This window comes from Streptomyces sp. NPDC098781, assembly GCF_044759995.1.
In the GTDB taxonomy this organism is placed as follows: Bacteria; Actinomycetota; Actinomycetes; order Streptomycetales; family Streptomycetaceae; genus Streptomyces.
In genome coordinates this window covers 14,338-32,763 of sequence record NZ_JBIWAK010000016.1, presented here as the reverse complement: position 1 = coordinate 32,763, position 18,426 = coordinate 14,338, and the positions used below count along the sequence as shown (strand labels likewise).

Annotated in this window: 13 protein-coding genes; 10 read left to right on the top strand and 3 right to left on the bottom strand. The window is 67.7% G+C overall.

The window, feature by feature from the left end; all coding sequences use genetic code 11:
• The first annotated feature begins 560 nt into the window (after nucleotides 1-560).
• The 3 genes from ACIQWG_RS39520 to ACIQWG_RS39510 all read left to right on the top strand — a co-directional run bounded on the left by ACIQWG_RS39520 (nucleotide 561) and on the right by ACIQWG_RS39510 (nucleotide 5,950).
• Nucleotides 561-2,510 (top strand): IucA/IucC family protein, encoded by a 1,950-nt coding sequence (locus tag ACIQWG_RS39520; protein WP_404105730.1) that lies wholly within the window; start codon nucleotides 561-563, stop codon nucleotides 2,508-2,510.
• A 38-nt stretch (nucleotides 2,511-2,548) separates the two neighbouring features.
• Nucleotides 2,549-3,370 (top strand): GNAT family N-acetyltransferase, encoded by an 822-nt coding sequence (locus ACIQWG_RS39515; protein WP_404105581.1) that lies wholly within the window; start codon nucleotides 2,549-2,551, stop codon nucleotides 3,368-3,370.
• Nucleotides 3,371-3,934: 564 nt separating this feature from the next.
• Nucleotides 3,935-5,950 (top strand): ATP-dependent DNA helicase, encoded by a 2,016-nt coding sequence (locus ACIQWG_RS39510; RefSeq protein WP_404105578.1) that lies wholly within the window; start codon nucleotides 3,935-3,937, stop codon nucleotides 5,948-5,950.
• Between the two features lie 201 nt (nucleotides 5,951-6,151).
• Here ACIQWG_RS39510 and lexA read toward each other — a convergent pair whose 3' ends face one another.
• On the bottom strand, nucleotides 6,152-6,931 hold the full coding sequence (gene lexA / locus ACIQWG_RS39505; RefSeq protein ID WP_404105575.1) for a transcriptional repressor LexA: 780 nt from the start codon (nucleotides 6,929-6,931) through the stop codon (nucleotides 6,152-6,154).
• Nucleotides 6,932-7,495: 564 nt separating this feature from the next.
• Here lexA and nrdR point away from each other — a divergent pair.
• The 3 genes from nrdR to ACIQWG_RS39490 all read left to right on the top strand — a co-directional run bounded on the left by nrdR (nucleotide 7,496) and on the right by ACIQWG_RS39490 (nucleotide 12,435).
• Entirely contained in the window at nucleotides 7,496-8,065 is a 570-nt protein-coding gene (gene nrdR / locus ACIQWG_RS39500; RefSeq protein WP_404105572.1) for a transcriptional regulator NrdR, read from the top strand.
• 163 nt (nucleotides 8,066-8,228) lie between these two features.
• Nucleotides 8,229-11,123 carry a vitamin B12-dependent ribonucleotide reductase gene (locus tag ACIQWG_RS39495; protein ID WP_404105569.1) on the top strand — a complete coding sequence of 965 codons (2,895 nt, stop codon included), beginning with the start codon at nucleotides 8,229-8,231 and terminating at the stop codon, nucleotides 11,121-11,123.
• A 196-nt stretch (nucleotides 11,124-11,319) separates the two neighbouring features.
• Complete coding sequence (locus tag ACIQWG_RS39490) at nucleotides 11,320-12,435, top strand: hypothetical protein (RefSeq protein WP_404105566.1); 1,116 nt, start codon at nucleotides 11,320-11,322, stop codon at nucleotides 12,433-12,435.
• Between the two features lie 182 nt (nucleotides 12,436-12,617).
• Here the strand turns inward: ACIQWG_RS39490 and ACIQWG_RS39485 are convergent, their stop codons facing one another.
• Nucleotides 12,618-13,151, bottom strand: a complete 534-nt coding sequence (locus ACIQWG_RS39485; protein ID WP_404105563.1) for a TerD family protein — start codon at nucleotides 13,149-13,151, stop codon at nucleotides 12,618-12,620.
• Between the two features lie 156 nt (nucleotides 13,152-13,307).
• Between ACIQWG_RS39485 and ACIQWG_RS39480 the strand changes: the two genes are divergently transcribed.
• From ACIQWG_RS39480 to ACIQWG_RS39470, 3 genes are all read left to right on the top strand, one after another.
• Nucleotides 13,308-13,913 (top strand): YdbC family protein, encoded by a 606-nt coding sequence (locus ACIQWG_RS39480; protein ID WP_404105560.1) that lies wholly within the window; start codon nucleotides 13,308-13,310, stop codon nucleotides 13,911-13,913.
• Nucleotides 13,914-14,032: 119 nt separating this feature from the next.
• Complete coding sequence (locus ACIQWG_RS39475; protein ID WP_404105557.1) at nucleotides 14,033-14,692, top strand: histidine phosphatase family protein; 660 nt, start codon at nucleotides 14,033-14,035, stop codon at nucleotides 14,690-14,692.
• A gap of 12 nt (nucleotides 14,693-14,704) precedes the next feature.
• The gene (locus ACIQWG_RS39470) at nucleotides 14,705-15,610 is read left to right on the top strand and encodes an ADP-ribosylglycohydrolase family protein (protein ID WP_404105554.1); all 906 of its coding nucleotides are present in this window, start codon (nucleotides 14,705-14,707) and stop codon (nucleotides 15,608-15,610) included.
• 382 nt (nucleotides 15,611-15,992) lie between these two features.
• Here ACIQWG_RS39470 and ACIQWG_RS39465 read toward each other — a convergent pair whose 3' ends face one another.
• On the bottom strand, nucleotides 15,993-17,540 hold the full coding sequence (locus ACIQWG_RS39465) for an MFS transporter (protein WP_404105551.1): 1,548 nt from the start codon (nucleotides 17,538-17,540) through the stop codon (nucleotides 15,993-15,995).
• 185 nt (nucleotides 17,541-17,725) lie between these two features.
• On the opposite strand from ACIQWG_RS39465, the gene ACIQWG_RS39460 reads away from it, so the two are divergent.
• Nucleotides 17,726-18,349 carry a TetR/AcrR family transcriptional regulator gene (locus ACIQWG_RS39460; RefSeq protein WP_404105548.1) on the top strand — a complete coding sequence of 208 codons (624 nt, stop codon included), beginning with the start codon at nucleotides 17,726-17,728 and terminating at the stop codon, nucleotides 18,347-18,349.
• The last annotated feature ends 77 nt before the right edge of the window (nucleotides 18,350-18,426 follow it).

Below are 18,426 nucleotides of genomic sequence, written 5' to 3'. Positions count from 1 at the left end.
CGTCGCCCGCCGACCGCGCCGTACCCGAGCGGCGGCCGAACCCCCAGCAATACATCCCGCTCCCTCCCCAACTCTCTTTCAAGCGACACACCTCCTCCCACCGCATCTTCCGAACGGGGCTCTCTCCCACCCACGTCCCTCAGTCCCAGTACGGCAGCCGTCGCCGAGCGAGCCAGAACCACCGCAGAGGAGCAGCCTTGAAAAGCACCCCCACAACCGACGGCTCTTCGGCTGCCCCCCAGGCGCCCGCCGCCCACGACGGATGTGCCTCGGAGCGGGGAGGCCCGCTGGACGCGCGAGGCACGCCGCCGCGAGACGGCGGACCGCGAGGGGTGGGCCTGCCGCAGCGAGACGGCGAACCGGCAGGGGTTGGCCTGCCGCAGCGGGCGGCCACGTCCGAGGAAGGTGCGGTCACGCAGGAAGCCGGCCCTCCACAGGAAGCCGTTCCCGCACAGGAGGTCGTTGCCGCCCAGGCGGCTGCTCCCACGCAGGAGGCCGCTCCCACGCACGTACCCGTTGCCACGCAGAAACCGTTCCGAACCCCGACGCAGGCCGCCGCCCTGGATGCCGAGCGCCTGCACGGGACCGTCGCAGATCTCCTGGAGCACCCCGACCCCGACACCGCAGCGCAGGCCGCCGCAGTGGAGAACCTGCTTCGCTGCTGGGTACGCGAGACCAACCTTCCGTCACCCGATGACGGGATCCTCCGCATCCCTTTGCTGGCCAGCGGCTCGGCGTTGCTGGTCCCGGTCCACTACTGGTCCCGGACGGGGTGGCACCGCTTTGGCCTCCCGCAGCTGGCGGAGGCCCCAGCCCCGGCCCCACCGGTGGACGCCATGACCCTCGCCGCGCTACTCACGCGGGAGACGCTCTCTCATTCCGCATCTTCCTTCAGCCACTCCACCCCTTCCTCCGGCACCCGTCACGCTCCTGCTCTCTCCGCCTCGACGCCTGACGGCGTGTCCGGAACCTCTGCGGAGGAAGCCGAGACCAACGCCGCGCCGGGAACGACAACCTCCGCGGTCCCCGCCATGACCGCCGCCACCGATCTGGTCGCCCGTGTCGCAGACTCCATTCGACGAAGCGGCGCCTTCATCAGGGAGCGTCGGCACTGTCCCGCTGGCAGCCCTGACCTCTTCCTCGCCGGCGAGCAGGCACTTCTGCTCGGGCACCCGTACCACCCGACGCCGAAGAGTCGCGAGGGCCTCTCCGAGAGCGAAGCGTGGTTGTACTCACCCGAGTTGCGTGGCTCCTTCCCCTTGCACTGGCTGGCGGTCGATCCGCGTGTGCTGGCTGGCGATTCGGCATGGACCGAACGCGGCCGTGTCGTTCACGCATCCCAGCTCACGGCCCGACTTGCCGGTCCCGACCTGCCGTTGCCCCACGGCTACGCGGCCCTTCCGCTACACCCCTGGCAACTGCGTGAAATCCGGTATCGCCCCGAGAGCGCGGCCCTGCTCGACGCCGGACTGCTGGTCGATCTCGGCGCTCACGGCGCCTCCTGGCATCCCACCTCCTCCGTACGAACCGTCCACAGGTCCCATGCCCCAGCCATGCTCAAGCTGTCGCTGGGTCTGCGGATCACCAACTCCTGCCGCGAGAACCTCCGCAAGGAACTGCACCGTGGCGTGGAGGTCCATCGGTTGCTGCGCACCGGCCTCTCGACGCAATGGCAGGCCGCACACCCCACCTTCGACATCGTCCGCGACCCGGCCTGGCTCGCTGTCGACGGGCCGGACGGCGCCCCTGTCCCGGGACTCGACGTGATGATCCGGCACAACCCCTTCCGGCCGACCGACGATGTGTCGTGCGTAGCCGGACTTGTCTCACCCCTCCCTCGTACACACTCCGGAATCAGCACTGTCCGACCTCGATCGAACAGGGAGCCCCTGCGCTCCCGCCTCGCCGAGGTGGTCATGCGACTCGCCTCTCGAACCGGGCGCCCGCGAGGGGCCGTTGCCGTCGAGTGGTTCCTGCGCTACCTCGAACATGTGGTGCGCCCCGTGTTGTGGCTGGATGCCCAGGCGGGGGTCGCCCTGGAGGCACACCAGCAGAACACGCTGCTTCTGCTGGACGGCGACGGTTGGCCTGCGGGCGGCAGGTACCGCGACAACCAGGGCTACTACTTTCGTGAGTCCAGGAGGGCGGGGCTGGACGCTCGAATGCCCGGCATCGGGGAGCGCAGTGACTCCTTCGTCCCGGACGAGGTCGTCGACGAGCGCTTCGCCTACTACCTTGCTATCAACAACGTGCTCGGTCTCATCGGCGCGTTCGGCTCCCAGCGTCTGGCCGACGAACAGCTACTCCTCGCCGCGTTCCGCCGTTTCCTCAGCGAAGCGGTTTCCGGTCCTAATCGGCTGCGCACGTCACTGCTCTCTCACCTGCTCGACTCACCCGTCCTGCGCTGCAAGGCCAACCTCCTGACCCGACTCCATGGCCTCGACGAACTCGTCGGGCCGGTGGACACCCAGTCCGTCTACGTCACCATCGCCAACCCCCTTCATTCCTGAGGAACATGACCCACCCCGTCTCCTGAGAGGAGCGCCCCGTGCCTCACACCGACGCGAGAGCCGACGCGGCTATCGCCCCGATCACCGATCTCGGCACCATCACGAGCCCGGCCGCCCGCGAGTGCCTAGTCGGCCCGGCTGCCGAGGCGGGACCGGACGCGGAGGACACGTTGGATCTGCGGCTGCCCGTGGAATTCGTCGCGCTCTTCGCCGCGAACTCCGATGTGGGCGGGGAGCGGGGGCCGGGAGCCGGCACGGGCACGTCTGCCTGGGCCGAGCCACATGCCCCCGATCTGCTGGGCAGCGTTGTCGACTGGGGGCCGGTGAGCACATCGGCAGGGGTGCTGCACCTTGTCCCCGTCCGGATCGAACGAGACCTTCCGATCATCAGCGGTTGGATGAACGACCCCGCCGTCACAGCCTTCTGGGGACTCGCTGGGCCTGAGAACGCAACCGAGGAGCATCTGCGTTCCCAACTGCTCGGTGACGGACGCAGTGTCCCGTGCGTGGGCAAGTTGGACGGCACTCCGATGAGCTACTGGGAGATCTATCGGGCCGACCTCGACCCACTTGCCCGCCACTACCCGGCTCGACCCCATGACATCGGAGTCCATCTCCTCATCGGAGCCGCCGGTGACCGGGGCCGAGGCTTGGGCGGAAGTCTCCTCCGAGCCGTCGCCGACCTCGCGCTCGACAAGCGGCCTGCCTGCGCCCGCATCGTCGCAGAACCAGACATTCGTAACACCCCTTCTGTCGCCGCCTTCTTGAGCGCCGGCTTCCGGTTCTCCGCCGAGATCGACCTGCCCGTTAAGCGGGCCGCCCTTATGGTCAGGGACCGGAGCCTGCGCCATCTGCTGTGACGCCACGTCGTGGTGTCGTCACTTTTGGTACACCGCTCGGGGTGATCCGGTTCCCATTCCGACGAACCGAACTGCGGACGTGCCGACGCCCTCCCAAGATCGGGTCGGCCTCCGCTCGGTTCGGCTCCGCCTCCGCTCGGTTCGGATTGGCCTCCGCCCGGTTCGGTTGGCCTCCGCCGGGGTCGGGTTGCCCTTGGCCCCCGTACACGTCTCCGTCTCCCTGTGCCGGATCGCCCCGACGTCCGCTCCGGCGGGTCGATTTCCACACGAACCCCGTCGACATCTCCGAGAGCGCCGCCGACCCCGACGCATTCCGGCCACAGCCCGCCCGGCCTTGATCATCCGCCCCCGCCCGACCCGAGATTGATCACACCTGAACCAACCCCGATCACACCTGAACCAACCCCGATCAGACCCCAACCCCACTCCGACCTGGCCCGACCCCATCCCGCACCCACCTGGACAGAACCGATCCCCACTCACGGAACCCAGGGTCTTGATCCAGTCCGTCCTCCCCACGGTGGGGACACGATTGTCAGTGCCGGGCCGTAGGGTGGTTGGGCTATGACGAAGCCCTCACTCCCCGAACTCCTGCATGCTGCCGTCACTGCCGTCGGCGGCACGGAGCGCCCCGGCCAGGTGACGATGGCCGAATCCGTCGCAGAGGCCATCGACGGTGATTCTCATCTGCTGGTCCAGGCCGGCACCGGCACCGGAAAGTCGCTGGGCTACCTCGTGCCCGCGCTCGCGCACGGGGAGCGCGTCGTCGTGGCGACGGCCACCCTGGCCCTTCAGCGCCAGCTCGTGGAGAGGGACCTTCCGCGCACGGTTGACGCGCTGCATCCGTTGCTGCGCCGTCGCCCGGAGTTCGCGATGCTCAAAGGCAGGTCGAACTACCTGTGTCTGCACCGACTGCACGAGGGCGTTCCGCAGGACGAGGAGGAGGGCCTCTTCGACCAGTTCGAGGCCGCGGCGCCCACTAGCAAGCTGGGCCAGGACCTGCTGAGGCTGCGTGACTGGTCGGACGAGACGGAGACAGGTGACCGCGACAATTTGACGCCCGGCGTGTCCGACCGGGCCTGGGCCCAGGTGTCGGTGTCGTCTCGGGAGTGTCTCGGCGCCTCCAAGTGCGCGTACGGCGCCGAATGCTTCGCCGAGATGGCCCGTGAGCGGGCCAAGCTCGCGGATGTCGTAGTCACCAACCACGCGCTGCTCGCGATCGACGCCATCGAAGGCGCCCCGGTTCTGCCGCAGCACGAGGTCCTGATCGTCGACGAGGCGCACGAACTGGTCTCCCGCGTCACCGGAGTCGCCACCGGCGAACTCACTCCGGGTCAGGTCAACCGCGCCGTGCGCCGCGCCGCGAAGCTCGTGAACGAGAAAGCCGCCGACCAGCTCCAGACGGCCGCAGAGGGCTTCGAAAGACTGATGGAGCTGGCCCTCCCCGGCCGGCTGGAGGAGATCCCGGAAGACCTCGCCTACGCGCTCATGGCGCTGCGCGACGCGTGCCGCACTGTCATCTCCGCGATCGGCGCGACCCGCGACAAGTCCGTGCAGGACGAGGACGCGGTCCGCAAGCAGGCACTGGCCTCGGTCGAGTCGGTGCACGACGTGGCGGAGCGGATCACTAACGGCTCCGAGTGGGACGTCGTCTGGTACGAGCGCCACGACCGCTTCGGCGCTTCCCTGAGGGTTGCCCCCATGTCGGTCTCGGGGCTGCTGCGAGAGAAACTCTTCACGGACCGCTCCGTCACCCTGACCTCCGCGACCTTGAAGCTCGGTGGTGACTTCAACGGCGTCGGTGCTTCTCTGGGGCTCGCTCCGGAGGGCACGGAGGGGGACGACCTCCCGCAGTGGAAGGGCGTGGATGTCGGCTCGCCGTTCGACTACCGCAAGCAGGGCATCCTCTACGTCGCCAAGCACCTCTCGCGCCCCGCGCGGGACGGCGATCGCGTGGACATGCTCGATGAGCTCACCGAACTGATCCAGGCGGCGGGCGGGCGCACGCTTGGCCTGTTCTCCTCGATGCGGGCCGCCCAGCTGGCCGCCGAGGAGCTCCGCTCGCGCATCCCCGAGTTCCCGATCCTCCTCCAGGGTGAGGAGACGCTCGGCGAACTGATCAAGAATTTCGCGGCCGACCCCAAGACCTGCCTGTTCGGCACGCTGTCCCTCTGGCAGGGCGTCGATGTACCCGGGCCCAGCTGTCAGCTGGTCGTTATGGACAAGATCCCGTTCCCGCGCCCCGACGACCCTCTGATGAGCGCTCGCCAGAAGGCGGTGGAGGACGCCGGCGGCAACGGCTTCATGGCGGTAGCGGCCACTCACGCCGCCCTGCTCATGGCTCAGGGCGCCGGCCGCCTCGTGCGGGCATCGGGGGACCGAGGCGTGGTCGCCGTACTGGATCAGAGGCTCGCCACGGCGCGGTACGGGAGCTATCTGAAGGCGTCGCTGCCCGACCTCTGGTACACGACGGACCGTAACCAGGTTCGAAAGTCGCTGGCTGCGATCGACGCGGCAGCGAAGCAGGCGGAGGCCGAGGCGGAGGCGGCAGAGCAGGCAGAGGCCGCAGAGCACCAGTGATCAGTGGTTAGCCTGTCGCGGCGCCCGCGACAGGCTAACCACTGATCCAACATGGGGTGACCGCGGGGCCCGCGGCCCGCAAGCCCAGGACAGCGAAGGGCTCCCGAACCGGCCCGAGACAGCACAGGGCCCCGGAACCGGCGCAGGGGTCCCGGGGCCCGGTCAGGGGGCGACGCCTTATGGTCTCGCCCGCCGCAGCCGTCACACGCGCCGCAGCACTGCCACCACCTTGCCCAGGATGGTCGCGTCGTCGCCGGGGATCGGCTCGTACGCGGAGTTGTGCGGGAGGAGCCAGACGTGGCCGTCCTCGCGCTTGAAGCGCTTGACGGTGGCCTCGCCTTCCAGCATCGCGGCCACGATGTCGCCGTTCTCGGCGACCGGCTGACGCCGGACCGTGACCCAGTCGCCGTCGCAGATCGCGGCCTCGATCATCGAATCGCCGACGACCTTCAGGACGAACAGCTCACCGTCGCCGACCAACTGCCGAGGGAGAGGGAAGACGTCCTCGACCGACTCCTCGGCGAGGATCGGGCCACCGGCGGCGATACGGCCGACGAGCGGGACGTACGACGCGGCGGGCTTGCCGGCGGTGTCGGTGGGCTGCACGGAGGCGGCCTGGTCGGAACCGCGCACTTCGTACGCGCGCGGGCGGTGCGGGTCGCGGCGGAGGAACCCCTTGCGCTCCAGGGCCATCAGCTGATGCGCGACCGAAGACGTGCTGGACAGGCCGACCGCCTGGCCGATCTCGCGCATCGACGGCGGGTAGCCGCGTCGCTGCACGGAGTCCCTGATGACCTCGATCACGCGGCGCTGGCGATCAGTGAGTCCCGAGCTGTCCGCCCGGATGCCAGGAGGTCGCCCCGGTAGGGAACGCTTGTGTCCCTCGGGATTCATGGCTTCGTTCATCGCATGCACCGGCTCGAGTCGGCCCTGGGAGCGGTCCTGGGCGGTGATGGTGGCACTGTCTGCGGTGGTGGTCACGTCGGCCCCTCTCGATGGTCTCCCTGCTGCACAACGGTAGTTGCTTTCGAAAGGTTGCGCCAAACACACGTTCGAGTGAAAAATCGCGGTTCGCCTTACGCGATCACGCGTCGGGGTGTATGGCTGACGAGCTGACCGGCGGGCAAAAGGGCCCATTGTTGTACTCTTCACCGCCGGGGTGACGACCTCGTGGGTTGTTGCCCCAGTCTGCCATCCGGGATCACTTCAGCCGGGAACCGACCCCCATCTGTGCGGGAGTCCCACGTCCCCTTCGTGCGGCGCTCACGGTATCTCCGTATGTGCCGCAGCGATATGGGTGTGCAGCAGAGTTGTGTTGCGCGCGCGTGTCTTCGTACGACGTGTACCGATGTTCCCGCGACACGCGCGTACCGCCTGGATGTATGAGCCAATCCCCACATCTAGTGGTTGGATTGCAGCAGCAGCCCAGAAGTTGTGGTCCCCCGGGTCTTCGGACGTTCGGAGATCGCCTATGCTTGGGGCTGCTTCGCGGGGCCCCTGAGGCCCAGTGAGGCTATTGAGTCTGCTGTGAGGAGGTTGGGAGTTATGCACTGCCCCTTCTGCAGGCACCCCGACAGTCGCGTCGTCGACAGCCGTACCACCGACGACGGCACGTCGATCCGCCGGCGCCGCCAGTGTCCTGACTGCTCCCGTCGTTTCACGACCGTGGAGACGTGCTCGCTGATGGTGATCAAGCGGTCCGGGGTCACCGAGCCGTTCAGCCGTACCAAGGTCATCAACGGTGTCCGCAAGGCATGCCAGGGACGACCTGTCACCGAGGACGCGCTCGCCCAGCTCGGCCAACGGGTCGAGGAGGCGGTGCGGGCCACCGGAAGCGCCGAGCTGACCACCCACGACGTGGGACTGGCCATACTCGGCCCGTTGCAGGAACTCGACCTCGTCGCCTTTCTGCGATTCGCCTCCGTCTACCGGGCTTTCGACTCGCTCGAGGACTTCGAGGCCGCGATCGCGGAACTGAGGGAGGCGACGGGTGACCCCGCCGCGGACGAGGGCGACCGCGAAGGCGACGTGAAAGCAGCCACGGGGGGCCAGGAAGACGAGCGCGGGTCCGGAGGGACTTCACAGGTCCCCGTGCCCGCCAACGCCGCCGACTGAGGGCGGGCCGAACCCGGTCGCAGGACCCGGGATCCGGTCGAGAAGGCGGCGACACAACCTGCTGCGGGTGGCGATCAGTGGGTGCCCGCAGCACCAGACAGAACACGTGCCACGGGGAACATCGGGGCACTTCAGGGCGTTTTAGCCCGTACAGGGAGGCGGCATGACAGAGACGGCGAGCGGTCCGGCGCGGAGTTCCCGCGCCAAGGGCACCAAGGCGACCAAGGGACTGCGTATCGAGCGCATCCACACCACCCCCGGCGTGCACCCGTACGACGAGGTGGCCTGGGAGCGCCGTGACGTCGTCATGACCAACTGGCGCGACGGCTCGGTCAACTTCGAGCAGCGCGGCGTCGAGTTCCCCGACTTCTGGTCGGTGAACGCGGTCAACATCGTCACCAGCAAGTACTTCCGCGGTGCCGTCGGCACCCCGCAGCGCGAGGTGAGCCTCAAGCAGCTCATCGACCGCATCGTGAAGACGTATCGGAAGGCCGGCGAGGACTACAAGTACTTCGCCTCGCCCGCCGACGCCGAGATCTTCGAGCACGAGCTGGCGTACGCCCTCCTGCACCAGATCTTCAGCTTCAACAGCCCCGTGTGGTTCAACGTCGGCACGCCCCAGCCGCAGCAGGTCTCCGCCTGCTTCATCCTGTCCGTCGACGACTCCATGGAGTCGATCCTCGACTGGTACAAGGAAGAGGGCATGATCTTCAAGGGCGGCTCCGGCGCCGGCCTGAACCTCTCCAGGATCCGCTCCTCCAAAGAACTGCTGTCCTCGGGTGGCAACGCCTCAGGTCCGGTCTCCTTCATGCGCGGTGCCGACGCCTCCGCAGGAACGATCAAGTCGGGCGGCGCCACCCGCCGCGCCGCCAAGATGGTCATCCTCGACGTCGACCACCCCGACATCGAGGACTTCATCGAGACCAAGGTGAAGGAAGAGGAGAAGATCCGCGCGCTGCGTGACGCGGGCTTCGACATGGACCTGGGCGGCGACGACATCACGTCCGTCCAGTACCAGAACGCCAACAACTCGGTCCGTGTGAACGACACGTTCATGAAGGCGGTCGAGTCGGGCGGCAAGTTCGGCCTGACCTCCCGTATGACCGGCGAGGTCATCGAAGAGGTCGACGCCAAGGCCCTCTTCCGCAAGATGGCCGAGGCCGCCTGGGCCTGTGCCGACCCCGGTATCCAGTACGACGACACCATCAACCACTGGCACACGTGCCCGGAGTCCGGCCGTATCAACGGCTCGAACCCGTGCAGCGAGTACATGCACCTGGACAACACGTCCTGCAACCTCGCCTCGCTGAACCTGATGAAGTTCCTGAAGGACGACGGCAAGGGCAACCAGTCCTTCGACGTCGAGCGCTTCGCGAAGGTCGTCGAGCTCGTCATCACCGCGATGGACATCTCCATCTGCTTCGCGGACTTCCCGACGCAGAAGATCGGTGAGAACACGCGCGCGTTCCGCCAGCTCGGCATCGGCTACGCCAACCTCGGCGCCCTGCTGATGGCGACCGGCCACGCGTACGACTCGGACGGCGGCCGTGCCCTCGCCGGTGCCATCACCTCCCTGATGACGGGCACGTCGTACCGTCGTTCCGCCGAACTCGCCGCGGTCGTCGGCCCGTACGACGGCTACGCGCGCAACGCGACGCCGCACCTGCGCGTCATGAAGCAGCACGCCGACGCCAACGGCAAGGCCGTCCGCATGGACGACCTCGACACGCCGATCTGGGCCGCCGCCACGGAGGCCTGGCAGGACGTGCAGCGCCTCGGTGAGAAGAACGGTTTCCGTAACTCCCAGGCGTCCGTCATCGCCCCGACCGGCACCATCGGTCTCGCGATGTCCTGCGACACCACCGGTCTTGAGCCCGACCTCGCGCTGGTCAAGTTCAAGAAGCTGGTCGGCGGCGGCTCGATGCAGATCGTCAACGGCACCGTCCCGCAGGCCCTGCGCCGCCTGGGCTACCAGGAGGAGCAGATCGAGGCGATCGTCGCCCACATCGCCGAGAACGGCAATGTCGTCGACGCCCCGGGCCTCAAGCACGAGCACTACGAGGTGTTCGACTGCGCCATGGGCGAGCGCTCCATCTCCGCGATGGGCCACGTCCGCATGATGGCCGCGATCCAGCCGTGGATCTCCGGCGCCCTGTCCAAGACGGTCAACATGCCGGAGTCGGCGACCGTCGAGGAGGTCGAGGAGATCTACTTCGAGGCCTGGAAGATGGGCGTCAAGGCGCTCGCGATCTACCGCGACAACTGCAAGGTCGGCCAGCCCCTCTCCGCGAAGACCAAGGAGAAGGAGAAGACCGAGATCACGGAGAAGGCCGAGGCCACCATCCGTGAGACGGTCGAGAAGGTCGTCGAGTACCGCCCGGTCCGCAAGCGCCTGCCGAAGGGTCGTCCCGGCATCACGACCTCCTTCACCGTCGGCGGTGCCGAGGGCTACATGACCGCCAACTCCTACCCGGACGACGGTCTCGGCGAGGTCTTCCTGAAGATGTCCAAGCAGGGCTCGACGCTCGCCGGCATGATGGACGCCTTCTCGATCGCCGTCTCCGTCGGCCTCCAGTACGGCGTGCCGCTGGAGACGTACGTCTCGAAGTTCACCAACATGCGCTTCGAGCCGGCCGGCATGACGGACGACCCGGACGTGCGGATGGCGCAGTCGATCGTCGACTACATCTTCCGTCGCCTGGCGCTGGACTTCCTGCCCTTCGAGACCCGCTCCGCACTCGGCATCCACTCCGCCGAGGAGCGTCAGCGTCACCTGGAGACGGGCTCCTACGAGTCCAGCGAGGACGACGTCGACGTCGAGGGCCTGGCCCAGTCGGCGCCGCGCGCCCAGGAGCTGAAGGCCGTCGCCACCCCGAAGGCCGACGCCTCGGCGGCCAAGCCCGCCCCGCAGCAGGCTCACACCAGCGCCGAGCTGGTGGAGATGCAGTTGGGCATCCAGGCCGACGCCCCGCTGTGCTTCTCCTGCGGTACGAAGATGCAGCGGGCCGGTTCCTGCTACATCTGCGAGGGCTGCGGCTCGACGAGCGGTTGCAGCTGAAACCGAGCGCCTTCAGGGCGTGAAGTAGCTGTTCAAGGCGGTGGAGCCGGTCTCACGGCTCCACCGCCTTCGACGAGCGTGACGCCTGGCTGTTGTGCTTGATGCAACGCGCCGCTGCATTGAGGGCTTGTCGCGGCAATTACTCTCGTGGCATGCTCCGGGCCATGATCAAGAGAATCGAGTCCTCCGTCCGTCGATGAGCGAGACGACCGGGACAGGACTGCCCGGATCGCCGACAACGCTGTTCGACCACGCGCTGCGGCTACATCAACTGGTTCCGGATGAGCCGCTTCCGCGCGACGGGTACCCTTTTCCCGACGACGCATTGCACCGTCGCCGAGGCCCGAAGGCGCCCAAAGACCGGCACTTGACCGGCAAGGATATTGCGCTCATTCTGGACACGCATTTCGCCAGGGCCTCTGCCCTGCCCAGCGAACTGGCCGATGTCTTCCACGACGTCTACATACCGATTCACCATAACGAGCACATCGCCGCTGCGGCTGAGCGGGTGGACACAGAACGCGCTCGTCAAACTGGCCGCTGGCTCGTCCGCTATGGCATTGATCGCTGCTCAGTAACAGTCGGGCTTGCCCTGCTCGCCGTTGTGGGAACCGTCGACGACATCCCACTGATTCAGACGATCGGGCTGCTCTCCGACCGCTTCGGGCCGCTCGCGGCACACGCCTTCGAGCGGCAGACAGGAGGAGTTGAAGCCCTGCTCTGGCTCGCCGAGCGAGTCACAGGCTGGGGACGCGTCTATGTCGTTGAAGCACTCTGCAGACTCGACGATCCAACTGCCCGACCCTGGCTGCTTCGCAGGGCCTGCGACGGCGACTTCCTCAACGGATACTTCGCCGGCAAGGTCGCCACAGTCGCCAAGCTCCATGAGGCGCTTGAAGACCTAGATTCTGACAGCGAGATGGTCGACCATATCGGTCGGCTACTCCATCTGATGAGCGACTGCGGGGGGATGGGACTCACCCTCGCTCACTACCCCTATTCGGGAGTGGTCCTGGAAGCTCATGCTCGACATGTGGGTTCGCTCAGCCCGACCGTCGAGCGCTACTTCACGATCGCGCTGCTTACTCAGCACCTGACTACGGAGCCTCCCAAGGCTGCGGGGTGCACTGCGGCGCAGCAGGAAGAGCTCCGGTCGACGTACCTCAAGGTCCTCGACCGAGACGAGTGGACCCACACCGCACGCGCCGGCTTCACGGCGGAAGATAACCGGATGCGGTGGCTCGCCGACCACAGGGCGCCACAGTTAAGGCTGCGTGCGTTCCCCGATCGGGAGCCGGATGTCGAGGAATAGCGCACGCCATGAATAAGTACTCTCCGCCAGTACACCCGCGCGGGACTGGGTCGTCAGGTAGCCCTTGAGGGGCCCCTGACGACAGGTACGCAAAGATGAGGGGCGCCGACGTTTGGTCGGCGCCCCTCATCTTTGCGCGTTGCCCACGCGCGGGAAACGTCCCCACGCGCGTGCTGCGACGCTCATGGCCGGCGAACCCCGCCCATGGTCGCCGTGAACGTCGCCGGGTCGTCCTCGAAGCCGAGGATGCCCGGGCGGAACTCCCACGAGTCCGACCCCTGCCGTACGAACTCCGCCACGGTGGCCGCCGTGGACCCCAGCACACCGCCGAAGTCGTCCTCGGTCATCACGGTGTACCCCTCGCGGATACGCAGGGCCGGCTTGATCACGCTCACGAACGTGCGCTGCGCGGGGCGTTGCTGGATCACCACTCCGACCAGCACGCGCGCGTACCGGCTGTCGAGCCGGTCGAGCTCCACGGTGAGCACCTCGTCCCAGCCGAAGCCCTTGCCGTCCTTGCTGTCCCGGTTGAGGTAGATGGTGCCGTCGGGCGAACGGCTGTCGAAGTGCACCACATACGCGGGATCCCCATAGGGATCGCTTGCCAGGTACGTCGCGGCCACTATGTCCAGATCCGTGGGCGGCTGTCCGGCCGGACTCGGATCCCACTTGACCGAGATCTCGACTTTCCGGATCCCCTTGTTGATGGCGTTCACCAGGCTTCCCCTTCCCCGCAACGCGTCTGCCCTCTGCCCGAACTGCCCAGTGGACAAGGCCGGTTGCCCATCCTGCCACGTACCCGGGATCGTGCGCGGAGGAGCTCTCCGGCCGAGCGTGACCGGCGCCACGCTCCGTGGCCTTACCATGGCGCGGTGCTGGTCAAGTGGATTCGCTGCACCGTGGTGGACCGCCGCGGCTTCGAGCGGGGGCAGCGAAAATGGGCGGGGCTTCTGGGGGAGCCGGGATTTCGGGGGCAGGGTGGTGGGTGGAGTCGGGGCCGGCAGGGGGTTGCGCACATCTTCTCGTTCTGGGAGAGCCGTTCCTTCTACGACTCCTTCATGGCCCGCTCCCACGACCGGCTGGCCGCGGCCCAGTCGGGCACCTTCAAGGACAGCCAGGTCAAGCTTTTCGACTATCGGTTCGACGTGAAGACCGGCTTCGAGCCGCGCTTCACCGACGCGGACCTCGTCCGGGTGGCCCACTGCCGTGTCCATGAGGAGCGGGCCGAGCACTTCACGCTGATGCAGGAGAAGGTGTGGAACCCCGCCATGGCCGGCTCGCCCGGGATGATCCGGGGGCTGTTCGGTGAGGCGCCGGGTCCTGAGTTCCTGGTGCTGTCGATGTGGCAGTCGGCCGCGGAGCACGGCAAATACCGCACCGAGCGTGTGGAGCGGCTGGCGCTGCGAGCCCAGACGGAGGCCGACGTGGCGGCCCTTACGGGTGACATCGTGGAGCTCGAATCGACCTGGACGGTTTGAAATCCGGACCCACCCCTCGTGTGCCCCGGTGTGGCTGGTGGTGCAGAAAATGTGTGACCTACGCCGTATGGAGCCCGTACGAGTGCTCGATCAGCCGTCGGCCGATCTAGGGTTTCGGCATGGCACGACCACGGCGCATCGTCCTTGTCCGGCACGGGGAGTCAACGGGCAATGTTGATGACACCGTCTACGAGCGTGAGCCCGACCACTCCCTCGCCCTGACCGAGCGGGGCTGGCGGCAGGCGGAGGAGACGGGCAAACGACTACGCGACGTGTTCGGCCGCGAGCACGTCAGTGTGTACGTCTCGCCCTATCGTCGTACGCACGAGACGCTGCGCGCCTTTCACCTGGACTCCGAGCTCATACGCGTGCGGGAGGAGCCCCGCCTGCGCGAGCAGGACTGGGGGAACTGGCAGGACCGCGACGACGTACGCCTCCAGAAGTCATACCGGGACGCCTACGGCCACTTCTTCTACCGCTTCGCGCAGGGTGAGTCCGGCGCCGACGTGTACGACCGGGTCGGTGGCTTCCTGGAGAGCTTGTTCCGCAGCTTCGAGGCGCCCGATCACCCGCCGAACGTGCTGCTGGTGACCCACGGTCTGGCGATGCGGCTGTTCTGCATGCGCTGGTTCCACTGGACGGTCGCCGAATTCGAATCGCTGTCGAACCCGGGGAACGCGGAGATGCGGATGCTCGTTCTCGGGGACGACGGCAAGTACACGCTTGACCGGCCGTTCGAACGCTGGCGAGATCCGGAACCGTATGGGATCACCGGATAGAGTGGCAGAGCGATGACCGCTGATTCCTCACCCGAAGGGCGCCTGGACCGCGCCCTGGCCAGCCTGCGCGGACTCGCGGTGGGCGACGCGCTCGGCTCGCAGTTCTTCGTGCCGGTGAACTACCCGCTGGTCAAGCGCCGTGAGCTGCCGCCCGGCCCCTGGCAGTGGACGGACGACACCGAGATGGCGGGCTCCGTCGTCGCGGTCCTGGCCGCCCACCACCGCATCGACCAGGACGCCCTGGCTCGCTCCTTCGCCGAGCACCACGACTTCGACCGCGGCTACGGACCCGCGGTCAACCGGCTGCTGCGCCTGATCCGGGAAGGCGGCGACTGGCGCGAGCTGTCGGCCGCACTCTTCAACGGACGAGGATCCTGGGGCAACGGCGCCGCGATGCGGATCGCGCCCCTCGGCGCCTGGTACGCGGATGACCCCGAGCAGGCGACCCATCAGGCCGAGATCTCGGCCTACCCCACGCATCAGCACCGCGAGGCCGTGGTCGGCGCCATGGCCGTGGCCGCGGCTGCCGCGCTGGCCGCCGCCCCCGGCGGTCCGCCCGGCCCCGAGGCTCTCCTGGACGACGTCGTGGCTCTGATCCCGAAGAGCGCGGTCGGAGCCGGGCTGCGGCGCGCCAGGGACATGCTCGACTACGGCGACGCCGCCACCGTCGCGGCTGTCCTGGGCTGCGGCCGGCGTACGACCGCCCACGACACGGTGCCCTTCGCGCTCTGGTCGGCCGCACGGGCTCTGGGCGACTACGAGCAGGCGTTCTGGACGACTGCCCAGGTCGGCGGTGACGTCGACACCACCTGCGCCATCGTGGGCGGCGTGATCGGGTCCGGTAAGGCCGGAGCGGTGCCGGCCGAATGGGCGGAGCGGACCGAGGCGCTGCCGGAGTGGGTGCCGACGTCCGTGTGACGGCGTCGCGTCGGACCGCCGGGACCGCATTTTCCGCGGCTTCCCCACCTTGTCGGGCAGCTCGATAACTTTCTGTGCATCCCGGGAACTCTGCGTGACCGTCGGCGCGTTGTCGTGGCAGTCGGTGTGCGGCCGCTTGGGCCGGACACGCAGGTGTCACAAGAGGGGCGCGGGAGGTGGAGCCGTGGGGGTCATGTCGGTGCTGGCTGTGCTGATGGTTGCGGCGACCGCCGCCTGGCGTGGAGTGCCGGTTGCCCGTACCTGCGGGGCAGGCGCGTCAGCTGTCGCCGTGAGAGTGGTGCGGATGGCCGGCTCGTCGTCCTCGCCGTATGTCCCCCGGGCACGATCCGGCCATCCGCGGCCCTTCGGGGGCCCGGCCGGATCAGCCGGCCATCGGACCCGTCGTCCCGGCGAGGGCATCCAGGTCGCTCTTGCGGACCCGGATCACGAACCACGCAGTGGCCAGGGCGAGTACGGCCATCGCGGCCGCCGCCACGAAGCCTGTCGAGATCCCCTGCGTGAGCACTTCGTGTCCCCATCGGCCGGGGAGCTGATGCGTCTGGGCGAACTCCGCCTTCTGCGCGGGCGACGCCTCCGCCATGAACTGAGGCAGCTGCTTCTCCGCCTCGTCCCTGCTGGCCGAGCCGAAGACCGTCGTCAGGATGGACAGACCGAGGGAACCGCCGACCTGCTGCGTGGCGTTGAGAAGCCCGGACGCGGCACCGGCCTCGTGCTGGGCGACCCCGGAGACGGCGGTGATCGTCAGTGTCACGAAGTTCAGCCCCATGCCGAACCCGAACACGAGCATCGGGCCAAGGACTCCGCCGACGTACGAGCTGTCGGCGCTGACGAGGGTCTGCCAAGCCAGCCCGATCGCCGCGAGGGCCGAGCCCACGAGCATGAACGGTTTGGGTCCGAACACCGGCAGGAAGCGCTGCGACAGGCCCGCCCCGAGCGCGATCACGACCGTCACCGGCAGGAAGGCGAGGCCGGCCTCGATCGGGCTGTACTGCAGCACGTTCTGGACGAAGAGAACGATGTAGAAGAACATGCCGAACATCGCCGCGGCGAGGCTGAGCATGATCACATACGTGCCCGAGCGGTTGCGGTCGGCGAACATCCTGAGCGGGGTGATCGGCTCCTTGGCTCGCGACTCGATGAACGCGAAGGCCAGCAGCAGGACCACGGCGGCGCCGAAGGAGCCGATGGTCAGGCTGTCCCGCCAGCCCTCGTCCGCCGCGCGGATGAAGCCGTAGACCAGGGACGCCATGCCGGTCGTCGAAGTCAGTGCGCCCGCTATGTCGAAACGGCCGGTGTGCCGTTCGGACTCGCTGATGTACAGCGGTGTGAGCACGGCTATGAGGATGCCTATGGGCACGTTGACGAAGAGCACCCATCGCCAGTCGAGCCACTCGGTGAGCATGCCGCCCGTGAGCAGGCCGATGGCGCCACCGCCCGCGGATACCGCGGCGAAGACACCGAAGGCGCGGTTGCGTTCCGGCCCCTCGGGAAACGTGGTGGTGATGAGCGCCAGCGAGGTCGGCGAGGCGATGGCGCCACCCACGCCCTGGAGTACGCGCGCGGCCAGCAACTGCCAGGGTTCCTGGGCGAGTCCGCCGAGCAGCGAGGCCAGCGTGAACAGCAGGATGCCGGACATGAAGACCCGGCGGCGCCCCAGGATGTCACCGGCCCGGCCGCCCAGGAGGAGCAGACCGCCGAAGGTGAGCGTGTAGGAGCTGACGACCCAGGTGAGGTCGGTGGTGCTGAACTTGAGAGCGTCTTGAATGTGCGGGAGCGCGATGTTCACAATCGTCGCGTCGAGTACCACCATGAGTTGGCAGGCCGCGATGACGGCGAGCGCGATGCCGGGATGCCCCTCCCGGCGGGCCGCACCTGGCTTTTGATCCTTGATCAACTGAGAGGTTGTCACTATGGGTCCCCCACAAGTGCCGTAGTGAACGCTCGCGTTCACTGTCGCGTCAACCGTAGTGAGTCCCCATTAGTGAACGCAAGCGTTCACTCGCAAAACCGTCGCGCGGCTTGTCCCCTGTAGTTGCCGTGCGGTGGGCTCAAGTCCCCGGAATCCCGCTTCCCTTGTTCGTTGGAGACGCTCAGATGGTTACCTCGCGCTGGACGACCGCCCCCGCTCAGGCGGCCTCCCTCCGTCGGCGCGGCGCCGTGCTCGAACGCGCGATCCTCGATGCCGCCCTGGACCAACTCAGCACCGTCGGCTGGAACGGCCTCACGATGGAAGGTGTCGCCGCCGGTGCGCAGACCGGTAAGGCGGCCGTCTATCGCCGCTGGCCGTCCAAGGAGGATCTCGTCGCGGATGCGCTGCGAGCGGGCCTGCCGCGCTTCGAGTCGGCGCCCGACCTCGGAAGTGTGCGTGAGGATCTGCTCCAACTGTGTCGGCAGGCCCGTGAGGCGATGTTCTCCCGCCCTGGATTCGCGCTCCGATCGGTGATTCACGAATGCGACAGCGTCCAGGCCGAGCGCTTTCATACCGTGATCTTCGAGGGTGTCGTGGAGCCGACGATCAAGCTGCTCCGTGAGGTCATCACCCGTGGCATTGAGCGGGGAGAGGTGCGGGAGGATGCGGCGAACGGCTACGTCTTCGACGCCATTCCGGCGATGATGATGTATCGATCGAAGATGTGCGCAAGCGAATGGAATGACCAGGATCTCGAGGAGATGATCGACCAGTTGATGCTTCCCCTGCTCCGGTCGGCAGGGGTCTGAGGTGTTGCTGCGCCGCCCGGGTCGCCGCTTCGGTGGACCGGGGTGTCGAAGCGGCTTTCGGTCGGCGTAGGCTAAGG

What these genes read in the sequence shown, in the direction of transcription:
- ACIQWG_RS39510 (WP_404105578.1), top strand. Translation starts at nt 3,935, where the DNA reads ATGACGAAGCCCTCACTCCCCGAACTCCTGCATGCTGCCGTCACTGCC.
- nrdR (WP_404105572.1), top strand. Translation starts at nt 7,496, where the DNA reads ATGCACTGCCCCTTCTGCAGGCACCCCGACAGTCGCGTCGTCGACAGC.
- ACIQWG_RS39495 (WP_404105569.1), top strand. Translation starts at nt 8,229, where the DNA reads ATGACAGAGACGGCGAGCGGTCCGGCGCGGAGTTCCCGCGCCAAGGGC.
- ACIQWG_RS39490 (WP_404105566.1), top strand. Translation starts at nt 11,320, where the DNA reads ATGAGCGAGACGACCGGGACAGGACTGCCCGGATCGCCGACAACGCTG.
- ACIQWG_RS39475 (WP_404105557.1), top strand. Translation starts at nt 14,033, where the DNA reads ATGGCACGACCACGGCGCATCGTCCTTGTCCGGCACGGGGAGTCAACG.
- ACIQWG_RS39470 (WP_404105554.1), top strand. Translation starts at nt 14,705, where the DNA reads ATGACCGCTGATTCCTCACCCGAAGGGCGCCTGGACCGCGCCCTGGCC.
- ACIQWG_RS39460 (WP_404105548.1), top strand. Translation starts at nt 17,726, where the DNA reads ATGGTTACCTCGCGCTGGACGACCGCCCCCGCTCAGGCGGCCTCCCTC.